The following is a 14,779-nucleotide window of genomic DNA, read 5'->3' as shown; positions in this document are numbered from 1 at the left end:
GTCCAAATTGTGTATAATAGGTGGTGTGAAGAATACCGATCAGGAGGGAGCCGAATTATGAAGATTACATTTCTCGGGCACAGCTGCGTTCTGCTGGAATCAGAGAAGCACAAGATTCTTATCGATCCTTTCATCACCGGTAATCCGGTGGCGACCATATCGGCAAGTGAGCTGAAGGTCGACTACGTTCTGTTAACACATGGCCACGGAGACCATGTCGGTGACGCGTTTGATATTGCAAAGCGCTCGGACGCGCTTATTATTGCACCGAATGAGCTGGCGGTCTATGCGGGCTGGCAGGGCTGCCGTTCCCACCCGATGCATATTGGCGGAGCACGGGTATTCGATTTCGGACGTGTGAAGCTGACGCCTGCGCTGCATGGCTCCGGATATGAAGTGCCTGGTAAGCAGGAGATTGTGTACATGGGCATGCCGGCCGGTTTTCTGCTGAATATTGAAGGACTGACGATCTATCATGCTGGCGATACGGCACTATTCAGTGATCTGAAGCTGATTGGCGAGATGAATGCCATTGATCTGGCCTTCCTTCCGATTGGCGATAATTTTACAATGGGACCCGAGGACGCGCTTGTGGCGGCCGGGTGGCTGAAACCGAAGCGTGTGGTACCCGTTCACTACAATACCTTCCCGCTGGTGGAGCAGGACGGCCAGGCTTTTGTCCGCGCGCTCTCCAGCCACAAGATCGAGGGTATTGCTATGGTGCCGGGGGACAGCATAACGCTATAGCTGGAGTATCCGGCTTAACGAATTCTATAATGGCCCGAAGGGCATCCCGGACGAGGGATGCCTCTTTGCTTCTTGGCTGCAGCAAAGAGGCAAGGGCCTGTTCGTCTGCTGGTTCCGGGGTAAATCATAACTATGTGGGACAGGGAGGGTATCGGATGCGGCATGTACTTACATACTTAAAACCATATCGGGCTGCTGCGGCTGCTGCCCTGCTGCTGATGCTGGTCGAGCTGGTTGTGGAGCTGTGGCACCCGCTGCTGATGGCTCGTGTCATCAATGAAGGGATTCTGGAGAGGGACACGGCAGCCGTGCTCCAAATCGGCGGGGTGATGGCGGCGATTGCACTGATCGGCTTTGTGTCGGGAATCATCAATTCCTATCTGGCAGCCCATGTCAGTCAGAATCTTGGTTTTGATATCCGTAAAGCCATGTTTGTTCGTGTTCAGCGCATGTCGTACGCGGTCTATAACCGGTTTGCGGAATCGTCTCTGATTACCCGGCTGACCGGCGATGTTACACAGATACAGAATGTGGTCTTCATGGGCCTCCGAATTATGATGCGGGCTCCGCTGCTGATGATCGGCGGTCTTGTAATGGCGCTGTCGGTCAACTTGAGACTGGGACTCATACTGGTCATCGTTACGCCCGTGCTGTTCGGCCTTCTGATCTGGATGATGAACAAGAGCTTCAAGCTGTTCCGGCTGGTCCAGGACAGGCTGGACAAGACGAACGGCATATTGCGGGAGAATCTTCTGGGCATGAGACTAATCCGGACACTGGTGCGTTCAAGTCATGAGACAGCCCGCTTCACGGAAGTTAGCGATGATCTGCGGCACCAGACCTCCAGGGCGCTGCGGCTGATCGAGCTGGTCGTGCCGGTTATGCTGCTTGTCATGAACCTCTGTATTCTTCTGATTCTGTGGCTGGGCAGCTTCGAGGTAGCGGCAGGCGGCGCCAATGTAGGTGAGATTGTAGCCATCATAAACTATGCAACCCGCATAACTGGCGCATTCTCCGTCGTGTCCTTCGTTATGAGCGGCCTGTCCCGTGCCCGTGCATCAGGCGGACGGATCGAAGAGGTGCTGCGGGCGGAGGATAAAGAGCCTGGCAGCGGCAATTACGTAAGCGCTTCAACCACCGGGGCGGCCGAGATTGAATTTGATCAGGTGACATTCCGTTATCCCGGAATGTCCGCACCTGCGCTGCACAACGTATCCTTCCGGATTAAGCCCGGAAGCATGGCGGCCATACTGGGTGCGACAGGCTCCGGTAAATCGACCATGTTTCAAATGCTGCCCCGGCTCTATGAGCCTGAAGCGGGCACGGTCCGCTTGGATGGCACGGATCTCCGGGGGTGGCGTACGGAGGAACTGCGGAATCAAATCGGGTACGTGCCTCAGGAGGTAATGCTCATCTCGGGGACCGTGCGGGAGAACCTGCTCTGGGGCAGACAGGACGCAGCTGCCGAGGAGATCATGCAGGCTGCGCAGGATGCCCAGATCCACGAGACGCTCATGCGTCTGCCCGATCAGTACGATACGGTGATTGGACAGAAGGGAGTTAACTTGTCGGGGGGCCAGAAGCAGCGCCTGTCGGTCGCACGTGCGCTGCTGCGCAGGCCGAGAGTTATGCTGCTGGACGACAGTACAAGCGCGCTTGACGTTAAGACGGAGGCGAGACTGCTCGAGGCGCTGGGGCGCTATGACTGTACCATCATGATTGTTACGCAGAAGATCAGCGCTGCTATGAAGGCGGACACCATCATTCTCATGGAGGATGGCAGTGTACAGGACCAGGGCAGTCATTGGGAGCTTATGGAGCGTTCGGCGCTGTACCGCAGCATCGTCAGCTCTCAGCAGGAGGAGGCAAGCCATGGCTAAGACAGCGAACCACAGCCGGGGGTCTGCCCCGATATCCGCTGACAGGGCGAGTGCTGCGGCCCCTGCAGGAAAGCAGCCGTCCGAAGAGGCAGGCAGGAAGAAGAAGATCAGTCCCAGAGACGGCTGGAGAACAATAGTGAAGATAGGGGCCTACCTTGGGAAGCACCGCGCCCTGCTTGTGATGATTATCGTAATGACCGTATTCAGTTCTATCCTTGGCTTAATGGGGCCTTACCTGCTCGGCTTTGCCATTGATCACTATTTTGTCCCTGGTGATTACGCCGGTTTGATTGGGTTAATGGTGCTGCTGGGCGCATTTTACCTGTTTCAGAGTCTCGCCGCCTGGCTGCAGAATTACTGGATGATTGGCGTGGCGCAAGAAGCGGTTTCGGGAATGCGTAAAGATCTCTTCCGTCAGCTGCACCGGCTTCCGGTCAGTTATTACGTGAAGCGTCAGCATGGAGACATGATGAGCCGTGTAACCCACGATATCGAGAATGTCAGCCAGACTCTTAACACATCGGTTATCCAGCTGCTGTCAAGCCTGCTGACCTTCACGGGCATGCTCGGCCTAATGCTCTGGCTAAGTCCGCTTATGACTCTAATCACGCTTACAATCATTCCCGTTATGGTACTCGGCATGAAGTGGATAACGGCCCGGACGGGCAAATATTTCAAGGAGCAGCAGCGCGACCTGGGGCAGTTGAACGGTTTTGTGGAGGAGTCATTGTCAGCCCACCGCATTGTGAAGAGCTTCTCAATGGAAGAGCGGATGATTGAGGCGTTCGTCGAGCGGAGCAGCCGTCTGAAGGTTTCGGGTTATTGGGCCCAGACCTATACGGGCTTTATACCGAAGCTGATGAATATGCTGAATAATGTGAGCTTTGCCGTTATCGCAGGGGCGGGCGGGCTGCTCGCCATCCATGGGATTGTCAGTGTGGGCATACTCGTGACCTTCGCTGAATATGCCCGCCAATTCACCAGACCGCTTAATGACCTTGCCAATCAGTTCAACACCTTCTTGTCTGCAATTGCAGGCGCTGAGCGTGTATTCGCCGTGCTGGAGGAGGAAGGGGAGGAGCAGGATGAACGCAAGGCGGAGGAGGTCAAGAACATACAGGGCGAGGTGGTTTTGAAAAATGTCTCATTTGCCTATGAAAAGGGCGGGCAAACGATCAAGGATGTAACGATCCGCGCCCGGCCCGGTGAGACGATAGCCCTGGTCGGACCAACCGGGGCGGGAAAAACGACGATTTTCCAGCTGCTTTCCCGGTTCTATGATCCGGATGAGGGCGAAATCCGCATTGACGGACGCCCGACCGTAACCATCACCAGGACCAGCCTGCGCCGTCAGATGGGTTTTGTGCTGCAGGATGTCTTTTTATTCGAGGGCACCATTCGGGACAACATCCGTTACGGCAGGCTGGATGCATCGGACCGGGATGTGGAGCGTGCGGCACGGGATGCCAATGCGCACAGCTTCATTACCAAGCTGCCGCAGGGCTACGATACGATGCTGCAGGCTGACGGGGCAGGCATTAGCCAAGGTCAGAAGCAGCTGCTCTCCATTGCCCGTACGCTGCTAGCCGATCCGTCGATTCTGCTGCTGGATGAGGCAACAAGCAGTATTGATACGGTGACGGAGGTCCGGATTCAGGAAGCGCTCACCCGTTTGATGCAGGGAAGGACGAGCTTCGTTATTGCCCACCGCTTGAATACAATCCGTCAAGCGGACCGGATCATCGTGCTTGATCAGGGTCGGGTAATCGAGCAGGGCAGCCATCAAGAGCTGATGGAGCAAGAGGGGTTTTATTATGAGTTGAACAAGGGTTCCCATAGACATGCTGTGCAGTCGTAATACGTGAACTGTGCAGCAGATCGGACTTATTCCGACAACCAGTATTCATAATTTGGATAAGTTTGTAAGAAATAAGTAAAAAATCTCTTTACGGTGGAAAGGTAAATGATGGATAATGGGGGCGGTGATGGTTTTTAAATGCGGAAGTAGGAGGCTTAAAGCAGATGCCGGATTATGATCAAGAGCAGAGTCATCTTCCTGTGGAGGCCGCAATGGACCGGCTGTCTGACGGCTTTATGGCGATGGACCGGTCCTGGAGGCTGGTGTACATTAATTCGGCGGCAAGCAGGCTGTTGGAGCGTGAACCGGCAGGGCTGATCGGCAGGGTTGTCTGGGAAGAGGTTCCCTCTCATCTACATTCTCAGTTTTATGAGGTGTTCAATCGTTCCATGCGGGACCAGACAGCGATGATCCTGGAGTATAAAGACCGTTATATGGAGCATTGGTATCAATTTCACCTCTATCCGGGACAGGACGGCTTGTCTGTATTCTTCCATGATATAACCGTCATGAAGCGCTTGGCGCAGGGGGCGGAGCAGTATTTCAGCACGCTGTTTGATCAGCATCCATATGGTGTCTGTGCGCTGAATACGGAATGGGAGCTGCAGCGGGTCAATCAGTCGTTTGCGAACATGACCGGCTATGAGCCGCCCGAACTTATCGGACATAAGCTGAGCCGTTTTCTGCCTCTTCAGGACGGGTACCCGACAGGCGATTTTGCGCTTAAGGCGGCAGGAGAAGGAATTCAGCACTGTTCGACTATAATTAGGAAAGACGGAAGCGCTGCCAATCTGGAATGCTCATTTCTTCCTGTTATAGTGGGAGCTGATATAGTCGCTTACTTCGGCATTTGCAAGGACATCACTGACCGAATAATTACGGAGAAGCGGCTGGAGGAGAGCGAGCAGCGGTATAAATCCTTATCGGAAAATGCTCAAGACGTTATTCTGTACATGAGCCCTAAGGGTATTGTAGAATACGTATCCCCCTCCGTGAGCAGGCTGCTCGGATATGAACAGTCGGATTGGGTAGGCCGTCATACCGGGGACATCGTGAAGGATATTGCGGTGTCCGAAGGGCCAAGGAGAACGGACCAATGCGGCGCCTCCACACATGGTGCCGCCAGTTATCAGATCAGGCACAGGAATGGCGATACGATCTGGTGCGAGATTACCTATAAGAAAATATGGAATGAGCAGGGAGAGCTCGTCCGGACGGTTGCGGTATGCCGGGATATATCGGCGCGGAGACAGGCGGAGGAGGATTTGCGGCGGAGCAAGGATAATTTTGTGCTCGCCCAGCAGATTGCGGGGCTTGGCCATTATGAGTGGTATCTCGTCAGCGGACACCGTGAATGGTCGGATGAGACTTACCGGATATTTGGCTATTCCCGCGAACAGTTTGCTGACGCGGAGGAAGCCGCACGCTTCATTATTCATCCCGAAGATCTGGAGATGATTCAAGACATGGAGCGGCAGCTTCTAAGCGGGGTTTCTGATGGCGGCAGGCAGTCCGAAATGCTCGAATACGAATTCCGAATCCGGCATGGCAGCGGTGAGACACGCACGATTTATGCAATTGCCCGGCTTCTCGATGATGAAGACGGACGTTTTGTAAGGTTGTTCGGCACTGTGCGCGACGTAACCGGGCATAAGCAGACGGAAGAGCTGCTGCGCAAATCCGAGAAGCTGAAAATGGCAGGGCAGCTGGCGGCCGGCATTGCGCACGAAATTCGCAACCCGCTGACCTCACTCAAGGGCTTCTCCAAGCTTCAGCGCCATGCGACCGGGGAACAGGCGGACCGCTATTATCAAATCATGGAAACCGAGTTTACACGTATTGAGATGATCCTGGATGAGCTGCTTGTGCTGGCCAAGCCCAATGCGGCCTGTTATAAAGTGTGGGATGTAGGGCTGCTGGCGGGTGAAGTTGCCGAGCTGCTGAGCAGTCAGGCCATTCTAAGCAACGTGGTGATTCAGATGGAGACGGGTAACGCCCCCTGTCTGGTGAACTGTGACAAGAACCAGCTGAAGCAGGTCTTCATGAATGTGATCAAGAATGCAATTGAAGCGATGCCTGGGGGCGGGATGCTGCTGGTGGCAACAACCGCCGGGCCGGAGCATGTTATGGTCAATGTGACGGACAGCGGAGCTGGTATACCGGCCGACAAGCTGGCCCGGTTAGGAGAACCATTTTACACAACCAAGGAAAAAGGGACCGGGCTAGGTCTTATGGTAAGTCTGAAGATTATTGAGGAGCATCACGGCAGGATGGAGTTCGACAGCAGCCCGGGCAGAGGCACGACTGTCTCCATTCAGCTGCCGGCCTATCAGGAAGGGGCTGCGTACGCTGAAACGTCATGATGAACATTTATAGCCGAGCAAGGTGAGGGATGCCTTGTCCGGCTTTTTTATGTGCCAGCAGCTTTAGTGATCAGGGAAGTCAACTTCAATATTGACGGACAAATGCTGTCTCTGATATAGTTTTATTAGTGAATAGTTCTACCGTATAATTGTATGATATACAAACCATATTCTGGAAAGGAGTACAGCGTGGATAAACAACTGCTTGCCTCAATTATTGGCCGTTATGAAGAAGTCTCGTTCACAGTTAACCGGCGGCTTAACGCCTTAATCCGAAGAGGCATGGGTGAGGAGCTGACATTGGATCAGTACTCAACGATCCGCTACATCCGTAAACGCGGCCGGTGTACATCCAGTGAGCTGGCGGATATTTTCTGTGTGGGCAAGAGCTCCATTACAGCGATCATTACCCGGCTTTCAGACAAGAAGATGATTGAGCGCGTTCAGGATGACAAGGACCGCAGGGTGACTTACCTCTCACTTACGGAAGAAGGGGAACGCACCGCTGATGAAATCGAGGAGAGAATTCAAGAGCTGCTCACAAATTATATCAGTCATTTTGACAATGAAGAAGCCATACGTTTTATCGAGACATATGAGAAGCTGGGCAGATTGCTGCTGGATTAAAGGGGGATCGCAAGAGAGAGATGAGAACCATACTGAAAATGCGCTGGCTGGTGCTGATTCTGTGGCTGGCTGCTGCGGTCGGGTTAATTCTGGCTGCTCCTAACATGGAGGAATTGGTTAGAACAAAAGGACAGATATCCGTTCCGGACGGTTATTCGTCATCAACAGCCTCCGAGATGCTGAAGGAATTGAAGAGCGCTGGTGAAGAAGGCGAGAGCGAGACCGGGAGCACGTCTTCGGCTGTACTGGTGTTCCATAATAACGAGGGTCTCTCGGCAGCCGAGCTGGAAGAGATCAAGCAAGGCCTTGCCGCTCTGGAAGCGCAGGGCGAGAAGACAGGAATTACGGGAATCACTTCGCATTTTGAGAATGCGGAGCTAAAGAAGCAGATGGTCTCCGAGGATGGCACTACGATATTGACCCTAGTTGACCTGAACTTCGGTGACCGTTCAGCTTCCGAAATGAAAGACAGCCTGTACGAGGCGACCTCAGCGTTCAGCATGGAGCATTATTTCACAGGTGATTGGCTGATCGGCGAGGATGTAGTGGAAAGCTCGCAGGAAGGGCTGAAGAAGACGGAAGGTATTACCGTGGTCTTCATTCTCATTATTCTGTTCGTCGTATTCCGCTCTGTTATTGCGCCGTTCATTCCGCTGCTGGCCGTAGGCTTCAGCTATATCACGTCGCAATCAGTCGTGGCATTTTTGGTAGAGTATGCGGACTTCCCGCTGTCGAACTTCACCCAAATCTTCATGGTGGCGGTGCTGTTCGGTATCGGAACAGATTATTGTATTCTTCTGATCAGCCGTTTTAAGGAAGAGCTGGCTCATACGGGCGACAAGACAGAAGCTATCGTAAACACCTACAGAACGGCGGGCAGAACGGTATTCTTCTCGGGTCTGGCCGTGCTGGTGGGATTCATATCCATAGGATTCTCGACCTTCGCCTTGTACCGCTCGGCGGTGGCCGTTGCTGTCGGCGTATCTGTCATGCTGATTGCGCTGGTGACGCTCGTCCCGGTGTTCATGTCGATACTGGGCAAGGCAATATTCTGGCCGGCCAAGGGAACGCTTGAGCACAAGCAGAGCGGCCTGTGGGGGGCTGTCGGCCGCTTCTCACTGAAGCGTCCGGTATGGACGCTGCTCATTCTGGCGGTAGTCACAGTGCCTTTCCTGGCAGCTTACAAGGGAACACCGTCTTTCAACTCTCTGGACGAAATCGGAGAGCGTTATGATTCGGTTAAAGGCTTTAATCTTATTGCCGACGGCTTCGGTCCTGGTGATTCCATGCCTTCCACGGTTGCCCTTCAATCAGAGAAGCCGATGGATACGGCAGAAGGACTTGCTGCAGTTGAAAAAATTACAAGAGAGCTGTCCCAGGTTGATGGCGTGAAGTCTGTCCGCAGTGCAACGCGTCCGACCGGGGAGCCAATTGAGGATCTGCAGGTAACCGAGCAGATCGGTACACTTGGCAGCGGCATCGGCGAGACAGAGGATGGCCTCGGCCAGATCAGCAGCGGGCTGTCGGAAGCAAGCAAGGCGCTTAGTGAGAATGCGCCGCAGCTGAAAGAAGCTGTTGACGGTGTAGGCCAGCTCGTTGATGGCACGAATCAGCTGAAGAGCGGGGTTCAGCAGCTCGGCGAAGGCTTGAGACAGATTGAGAAAGGTCTGCGCGACGGCTCGGCTGGAGCCGGAGAGCTGAAGGCAGGGCTCGGGCAGGCGAAGACAAGCGCCGAGCAGCTGAGTGCAGCGAGCCGGCAGTTGCTGACCAATTATAAGCAGATGGGAGAGGGACTTAACCAGCTCTCTAAAGCTTATAACGACTTGGCAGCCAACCAGCAGGGGCTCGTTGAGGGACTTGCCGGTGTGGGCCAGGGCTTGAGCGGCCTTGCCCAGAAATATCCGGAGCTTCAGCAGGACCCGGATTTCCTGCAGACGCAGGGAGCAGTGACCCAGCTGCAGACGGGTGCCGAGCAGCTGGGTGAAGGCCTGGCGCAGCTGAACACACAGCTTGCAGGCGTAGCTAGCGGCCTTGGGCAGGCGAATGACGGCCTTGAGCAGGCAGCTGGCGGTCAATCGGCGCTTGCAGAAGGCTTGGCAACCATTGTCAAGGGAATTGGTGACCTGCAGGCTGGTATTGATCAAGCCGCTGGAGGCCAGAGCCAGATTGTAGGCAAGCTGCCGGAGCTGACCAAGGGCTTCGATCAGCTGGCTACCGGACAAAAGGAGCTTCAGAGCGGGTTCTCCGACTTGACGGGCCAGCTCGGCGAGCTGACCAGCGGGCTTAATCAGAGTGTTGACGGATTAAACCAGGTAACGGACGGGTTGAAATCCGCCCAGGGCTACCTCAACGATCTGTCAGCTGCGCCTGACAAGCAGCTCACCGGCTGGTACCTGCCGGAGGAAGCACTGAACAGCGAAGACTTCAAGACGGCACTTGACGTATACATGTCAGAGGACCGTCAGACCGTGAAATTCGAAGTGATCTTCGAAGGCAACCCGTATGAAGTGGAAACTCTGAAGCAGATTCCTGAGCTGGAGGCGGCTGTTGCACGGGCGCTGAAGGGCACGGAATATGTGGATGCGGCTTACGCTGTCAGCGGCGTAACGAGCATGAACAATGATCTGCGGAATATCTCGGCAGAGGATTACTCGCGTACAATGGTTCTGATGCTGATCGGCATAACGCTGATTCTGATCATTCTGTTCCGTTCGCTGGTTATGCCGATCTATCTGGTGCTGTCGCTGCTGTTGACGTATTACACATCGATGGGTATTGCTGAGGTGATATTCGTACAGATTATGGGCCTTACCGGCATCAGCTGGGCGGTTCCGTTCTTCGGCTTCGTCATGCTGATGGCGCTCGGTATTGACTACAGCATCTTCCTGATGGACCGGTTCAAGGAGTACCGCCATCTGGATCCTAAGGAAGGCATTCTGCTGGCTATGAAGAACATGGGCACGGTCATCATGTCCGCCGCACTGATTCTGGGCGGCACATTCGCAGCGATGCTGCCGTCAGGCGTCATGTCGCTGCTGCAGATCGCGACGATAGTACTATGCGGATTGTTCCTCTACGCGCTTGTGATGCTGCCGCTGTTCATTCCAGTGATGGTGCGGACGTTTGGCGAGGCTAACTGGTGGCCCTTCATGAAGCGTCCTGATCAGCCGGAGGGCAGCAGCTACAGCGACCGCCGGGATATTCATTCATAACAGTATGTAATGTAACGCCCGTCTAGTCATTATGGCTAGACGGGCGTTCTGTTTTTATATACTGAGCGCGTGCCTATGGGAGGACCTCTAATGGTTCACAAGGACAGGCTGCATGCCCGGCGTAGAATGGACGAACGGCGGAGCCGGATTCAGCTTCGGCGCTTGTCCGCGGGCAACCGGATGTGCGACATACTGGAAGGTCCCCTGTCCGTCCATGCTTGGACCGGAGGCCCAGCGCCCTGTGCTGCTCTCATCCCCTTCCGAGAAGTTCATGAACTGGTAAGATACCTCCTCGACTTCAAGGTTTTGCGGGAAGGAGGATGGCACAATGGCCTTCTGCTGCTGCTCAATCTCTTCAATGGCTGCCATCCACTGGTTCTGATGCATGGTATCTCGGGCGATCAGGAAGGAGAGCATGTCCCGCACCCCGCGGTCTGTCGTTTCCTCATAGAGGCGTACGACCTGAAGCCTCCCTTGGGATTCGGCATTCAGGTTGGCACGGAAGTCTGCCAGCAGGTTGCCGCTAGCAATTGTATACCGTGCGTTCCATGGGTAGCCGACACTGTCGGTAGGGGTAGCTCCAAGACCTGATACGATCACATGCTGCGGATTCATGCCGCCAAGAACGGCGCCGATCACAGGGTTGGCAGCTGCCTGTTCAACCTGGTCAACCGGTGCGCCGTCCAGCAGCTGGGCGATCATCGTGGCAATCATTTCGACATGTCCGATTTCCTCGGTTCCAATGTCGAGCAGCATGTCGCGGTATTTGGCTTCTGCCCGGCAGTTCCAGCCTTGAAACAGATACTGTAGCATGACCGTCATTTCGCCAAACTGTCCGCCGAGTATTTCCTGCAGCTTCTTGGCATATACCGGATCGGGACGGTCAGGCTTGGCCGTATGCTGCAGCTCCTTCACATGGTAAAACATCTCATACTCCTCCTTTATGTGCCCTTAGAGCACCTCATCTACAAATGTAAGATGCACCCCGGCAAGGAAGTTATTCCTGCAAGGCCATAAAATCCATCAGGCCGCGACCTGGCAGGAATGGCATACTTTTGACCCTGTCGGGCAAATTATCCGTGATGCGACTGAAACTGGAGGTGCACGCGGGAATGTATATAAACAAGAGGCTGGCAGCTGTGGCGGCGGCCGCCATGCTGATCGTATTGGGTCTTCAATTAATGCCTGTAGATGTCCAGGCGGCAGATAAGCCTTTTCATTTCGGATTCAAGAAAAGCCGAAACGGCCAGCCGGCCTCCATCGACCAGGAAGGCTTTAAGGAAATTCTGGACCGCCATGGGGCGGTATTTACAGGTGGCAGAGAGGAGAAGGTGCTCTACCTGACCTTCGATAACGGCTACGAGAACGGTTATACGCCCCCTATTCTGGATGTGCTGAAGGCGAAAAAGGTGCCAGCGGCATTTTTCGTAACCGGCCATTATGTGAACGACCAGCAGGAGCTGTTGAAGAGGATGGTACAAGAAGGCCATATCATCGGCAACCATTCCTGGAGCCATCCGGACATGACGCAGGTACCCGACGGAAAAATCCGGGAAGAGCTGGCAAGAGTGAAGCAGCGGGTTGGGGAGATAACCGGGCAGCGAGAGATGAAGTATGTCCGCCCGCCGCGTGGCATCTTCAGCGATAGAACGCTTGGCGTCAGCAAGGCGGAGGGCTACACGAATGTGTTCTGGTCGATTGCCTATATGGATTGGGACACCAAGAAGCAGAAGGGTGCGGATTATGCGTACAGAAGTGTCACATCACAGCTTCATCCGGGAGCCGTTATTCTGCTGCATTCGGTATCACGGGATAATGCGGAGGCACTCGGCAAAATTATTGATGAAGCCCGGCGCCAAGGCTACGTGTTCAAGAGCCTCGACGATTTGAAGATCGGTTCATAAGGAGGGAACAGGCTTGAATAGAGCATTGATAACGGCCCTGACAGCGATTGGGGCAGCGCAGGTCCTGAAGGTACCTATGCAGTACAGAGCCAGCGGGCAGTGGAACTGGGGCAAATCGATTGGATCTGGCGGCATGCCAAGCTCGCATTCGAGCGGAGTTACGGCATTAGCCACCTATATAGGCATTCGTCATGGATTGAAATCACCCGCTTTTGCTCTGGCTTCCATGCTGGGAACCATTGTGATGTATGACGCGATGAACCTCCGCCGCCATACGGGGGAAATCGCCATTCAAGTCAATGATCTGGATGCGCATGTGGAGACGCTGACCGGCCACGACTCTGAATTGTATCACGATCGCCGGAAGGAAAGGCTGGAAGAGAGCATCGGTCATCAGCCGGAAGAAGTGCTGGCCGGTGCATTGCTGGGAGCAGCCATTGGCTGCGCAGGTGCTTTAACCGCTCCATGACGCTGCCACAGGTATGAACAGCACGAAGAATGCATGACATATACCGGCCCGGCGCTGCAGCAAGCGGCGTTGGGCCGTTTTTTTTTGTATAATGGCCGGCTGATTACGGGTTGGGAATTAAGGCGCATAGTTAGGAAGGCTTTTGCCAACATTAAGCAAACGCTCAGTTTCGTTTAAAGCTTCGTTAATGTGCCTTGGATAAGATAGGTATGCAGCCGGCCGGAGCTGCCAGAGATCATATTCAAGAGAGAGTGAGGCGTGTATACATGAAGAATAAACAACGCTGGGCAGCTGGCGCATTAGCACTGGCGATCGCAGTTGGCGGAGGTGTGCTGCTCAATCAGCAGGCATACGCAGCAGCGGCAGGACAGACAGGAACACAGATGGGGGCTGCTGCAGCGGCGGTTGAAGCTGACAAGGCAGGTAAAGGCGGGTTTCATAGAGGCTCTTGGTTTGCAGGCTCCGAAGAGATTGCTGCGCTGCTTGGCATGACTGCCGATGAACTGAAGGAGGCGCTAAAATCCGGATCAACACTGGCCGAGCTGGCGGCTGACAAGGGTATTGAAGTTCAGAAGCTTACCGATGCTGTAGCGGCCAAGCTGACAGCCCGTCTGGATGAGAAGTTGAGCGCCGGCTCCATTACGCAGGAGGAGTATGATTCCCGCAAAGCTGAAATTGCAGAGACGGCGGGACAAATCGTGAACGGCGAGATCAGCATGAAGGGAAGTCGGAAGATGGGCGGCTTTTACGGTGCTTCCGTGGAATTGGCCGGGCTGCTCGGCCTTACTGAGGAAGAGCTGAAGGATGCCGTGAAGTCAGGCAAGACACTGGCTGATCTGGCAGCTGAGAAAAATGTGGATACACAGAAATTGACAGACCTGATCGTTAGTGAGCTGACCGTCAAGCTGGACGAACAGCTGGCAGCCGGCAGACTGACACAGGAGCAGTATGACGAGCGGAAGGCAGAGCTTGCCGAGCAGGCGGCTGCCATCATCAGCGGCGAGCTTAAGCCGCACGGTCGCCATGGCGGGAAGGGTAAGCATGGCGGACGGGGTTCCGTGAAGTCGGGTACGACGAGCAGCGAGGCAGCTGCAGCTGCCGGACAGGAAACGTAAGTCTTGGCACAAGATAGTTATCGTCTAAATCAAGGGTTGGTCCCCGGGCAGCAGCTGCTCGGGAGCCAGCCCTTTTGGTGTGCGAAGAATGCTGGCGGACGGTGTGAAGCCTTCATGCATAAACCGTTCGGGGAAACGATAAGTTAAGATAGGACCCGGAAGAAAGATCAAATTAAAAGGGTAAGACTTTCCATTGTAATCGGTTTCAATTATAATGGGGGAAGTAAATCAAGGGAGGTGCAAGTATGGGAGCCATCGACACCAAAACAATCGTAGAAATTAACCGTACAGCAACGCAGTTCAGCTCCAGTATCGTTCTTCGCGTAGGCGATCGGGTCATAGACGTCAAGAGTATTCTTGGCCTTAGCGTCTCCCTTGTAACTGGGCAAGCCTACAAGCTGGACATTCATGGTCCGGATGAAGAGGAAGCGAAGGCTGCAATGGCAGAGGTGTTCGCCAAGAATGGCCTGCAGGCCGAAATGAACTAATCCTGTTTCCCGACGGACGGCAAGACCTGGATTGGTGAATAGAAGCTGCGTCTTCAGGCGGGAAGCCGAACTGAAGACGCCTACAGAATAAGCTGGATCAGCCCAGCTTCAAGGTA

11 protein-coding genes are annotated in these 14,779 nt (G+C 54.4%); 10 read left to right on the top strand and 1 reads right to left on the bottom strand.

Going from position 1 to position 14,779, the window contains the following annotated elements; genetic code table 11:
• The first annotated feature begins 57 nt into the window (after nt 1-57).
• The 6 genes from L1N82_RS11700 to L1N82_RS11675 all read left to right on the top strand — a co-directional run bounded on the left by L1N82_RS11700 (nt 58) and on the right by L1N82_RS11675 (nt 10,687).
• Nucleotides 58-747 (top strand): metal-dependent hydrolase, encoded by a 690-nt coding sequence (locus L1N82_RS11700; RefSeq protein WP_235287569.1) that lies wholly within the window; start codon nt 58-60, stop codon nt 745-747.
• Nucleotides 748-902: 155 nt separating this feature from the next.
• Nucleotides 903-2,627 (top strand): ABC transporter ATP-binding protein, encoded by a 1,725-nt coding sequence (locus tag L1N82_RS11695; protein WP_235287568.1) that lies wholly within the window; start codon nt 903-905, stop codon nt 2,625-2,627.
• Entirely contained in the window at nt 2,620-4,485 is a 1,866-nt protein-coding gene (locus tag L1N82_RS11690) for an ABC transporter ATP-binding protein (protein WP_235287567.1), read from the top strand. Before L1N82_RS11695 ends, L1N82_RS11690 begins: the two co-directional genes overlap by 8 nt.
• 164 nt (nt 4,486-4,649) lie before the next feature.
• Entirely contained in the window at nt 4,650-6,848 is a 2,199-nt protein-coding gene (locus tag L1N82_RS11685) for a PAS domain-containing protein (RefSeq protein ID WP_235287566.1), read from the top strand.
• 189 nt (nt 6,849-7,037) lie between these two features.
• A complete protein-coding gene (locus L1N82_RS11680) occupies nt 7,038-7,475 on the top strand; it encodes a MarR family winged helix-turn-helix transcriptional regulator (protein WP_235287565.1) in 438 nt (145 codons plus the stop codon).
• 20 nt (nt 7,476-7,495) lie between these two features.
• Nucleotides 7,496-10,687, top strand: coding sequence for an MMPL family transporter (locus L1N82_RS11675; RefSeq protein ID WP_235287564.1), 3,192 nt, complete (start codon nt 7,496-7,498; stop codon nt 10,685-10,687).
• A gap of 87 nt (nt 10,688-10,774) precedes the next feature.
• On the opposite strand, the gene L1N82_RS11670 is transcribed toward L1N82_RS11675, so the two are convergent.
• Nucleotides 10,775-11,614 carry a manganese catalase family protein gene (locus tag L1N82_RS11670; RefSeq protein ID WP_235287563.1) on the bottom strand — a complete coding sequence of 280 codons (840 nt, stop codon included), beginning with the start codon at nt 11,612-11,614 and terminating at the stop codon, nt 10,775-10,777.
• Nucleotides 11,615-11,841: 227 nt separating this feature from the next.
• Between L1N82_RS11670 and pdaA the strand changes: the two genes are divergently transcribed.
• The 4 genes from pdaA to L1N82_RS11650 all read left to right on the top strand — a co-directional run bounded on the left by pdaA (nt 11,842) and on the right by L1N82_RS11650 (nt 14,663).
• Nucleotides 11,842-12,591, top strand: coding sequence for a delta-lactam-biosynthetic de-N-acetylase (gene pdaA, locus L1N82_RS11665; protein WP_235287835.1), 750 nt, complete (start codon nt 11,842-11,844; stop codon nt 12,589-12,591).
• A 13-nt stretch (nt 12,592-12,604) separates the two neighbouring features.
• On the top strand, nt 12,605-13,060 hold the full coding sequence (locus tag L1N82_RS11660) for a divergent PAP2 family protein (RefSeq protein WP_235287562.1): 456 nt from the start codon (nt 12,605-12,607) through the stop codon (nt 13,058-13,060).
• Between the two features lie 266 nt (nt 13,061-13,326).
• Nucleotides 13,327-14,175 carry a hypothetical protein gene (locus tag L1N82_RS11655; protein WP_235287561.1) on the top strand — a complete coding sequence of 283 codons (849 nt, stop codon included), beginning with the start codon at nt 13,327-13,329 and terminating at the stop codon, nt 14,173-14,175.
• Nucleotides 14,176-14,420: 245 nt separating this feature from the next.
• Entirely contained in the window at nt 14,421-14,663 is a 243-nt protein-coding gene (locus tag L1N82_RS11650) for an HPr family phosphocarrier protein (RefSeq protein ID WP_235287560.1), read from the top strand.
• Nucleotides 14,664-14,779: the final 116 nt, after the last annotated feature.

This window comes from Paenibacillus tarimensis (genome assembly GCF_021532315.1).
Lineage (GTDB): Bacteria > Bacillota > Bacilli > Paenibacillales > Paenibacillaceae > Paenibacillus_I > Paenibacillus_I tarimensis.
This window is presented reverse-complemented; position numbering and strand designations above follow the sequence as displayed.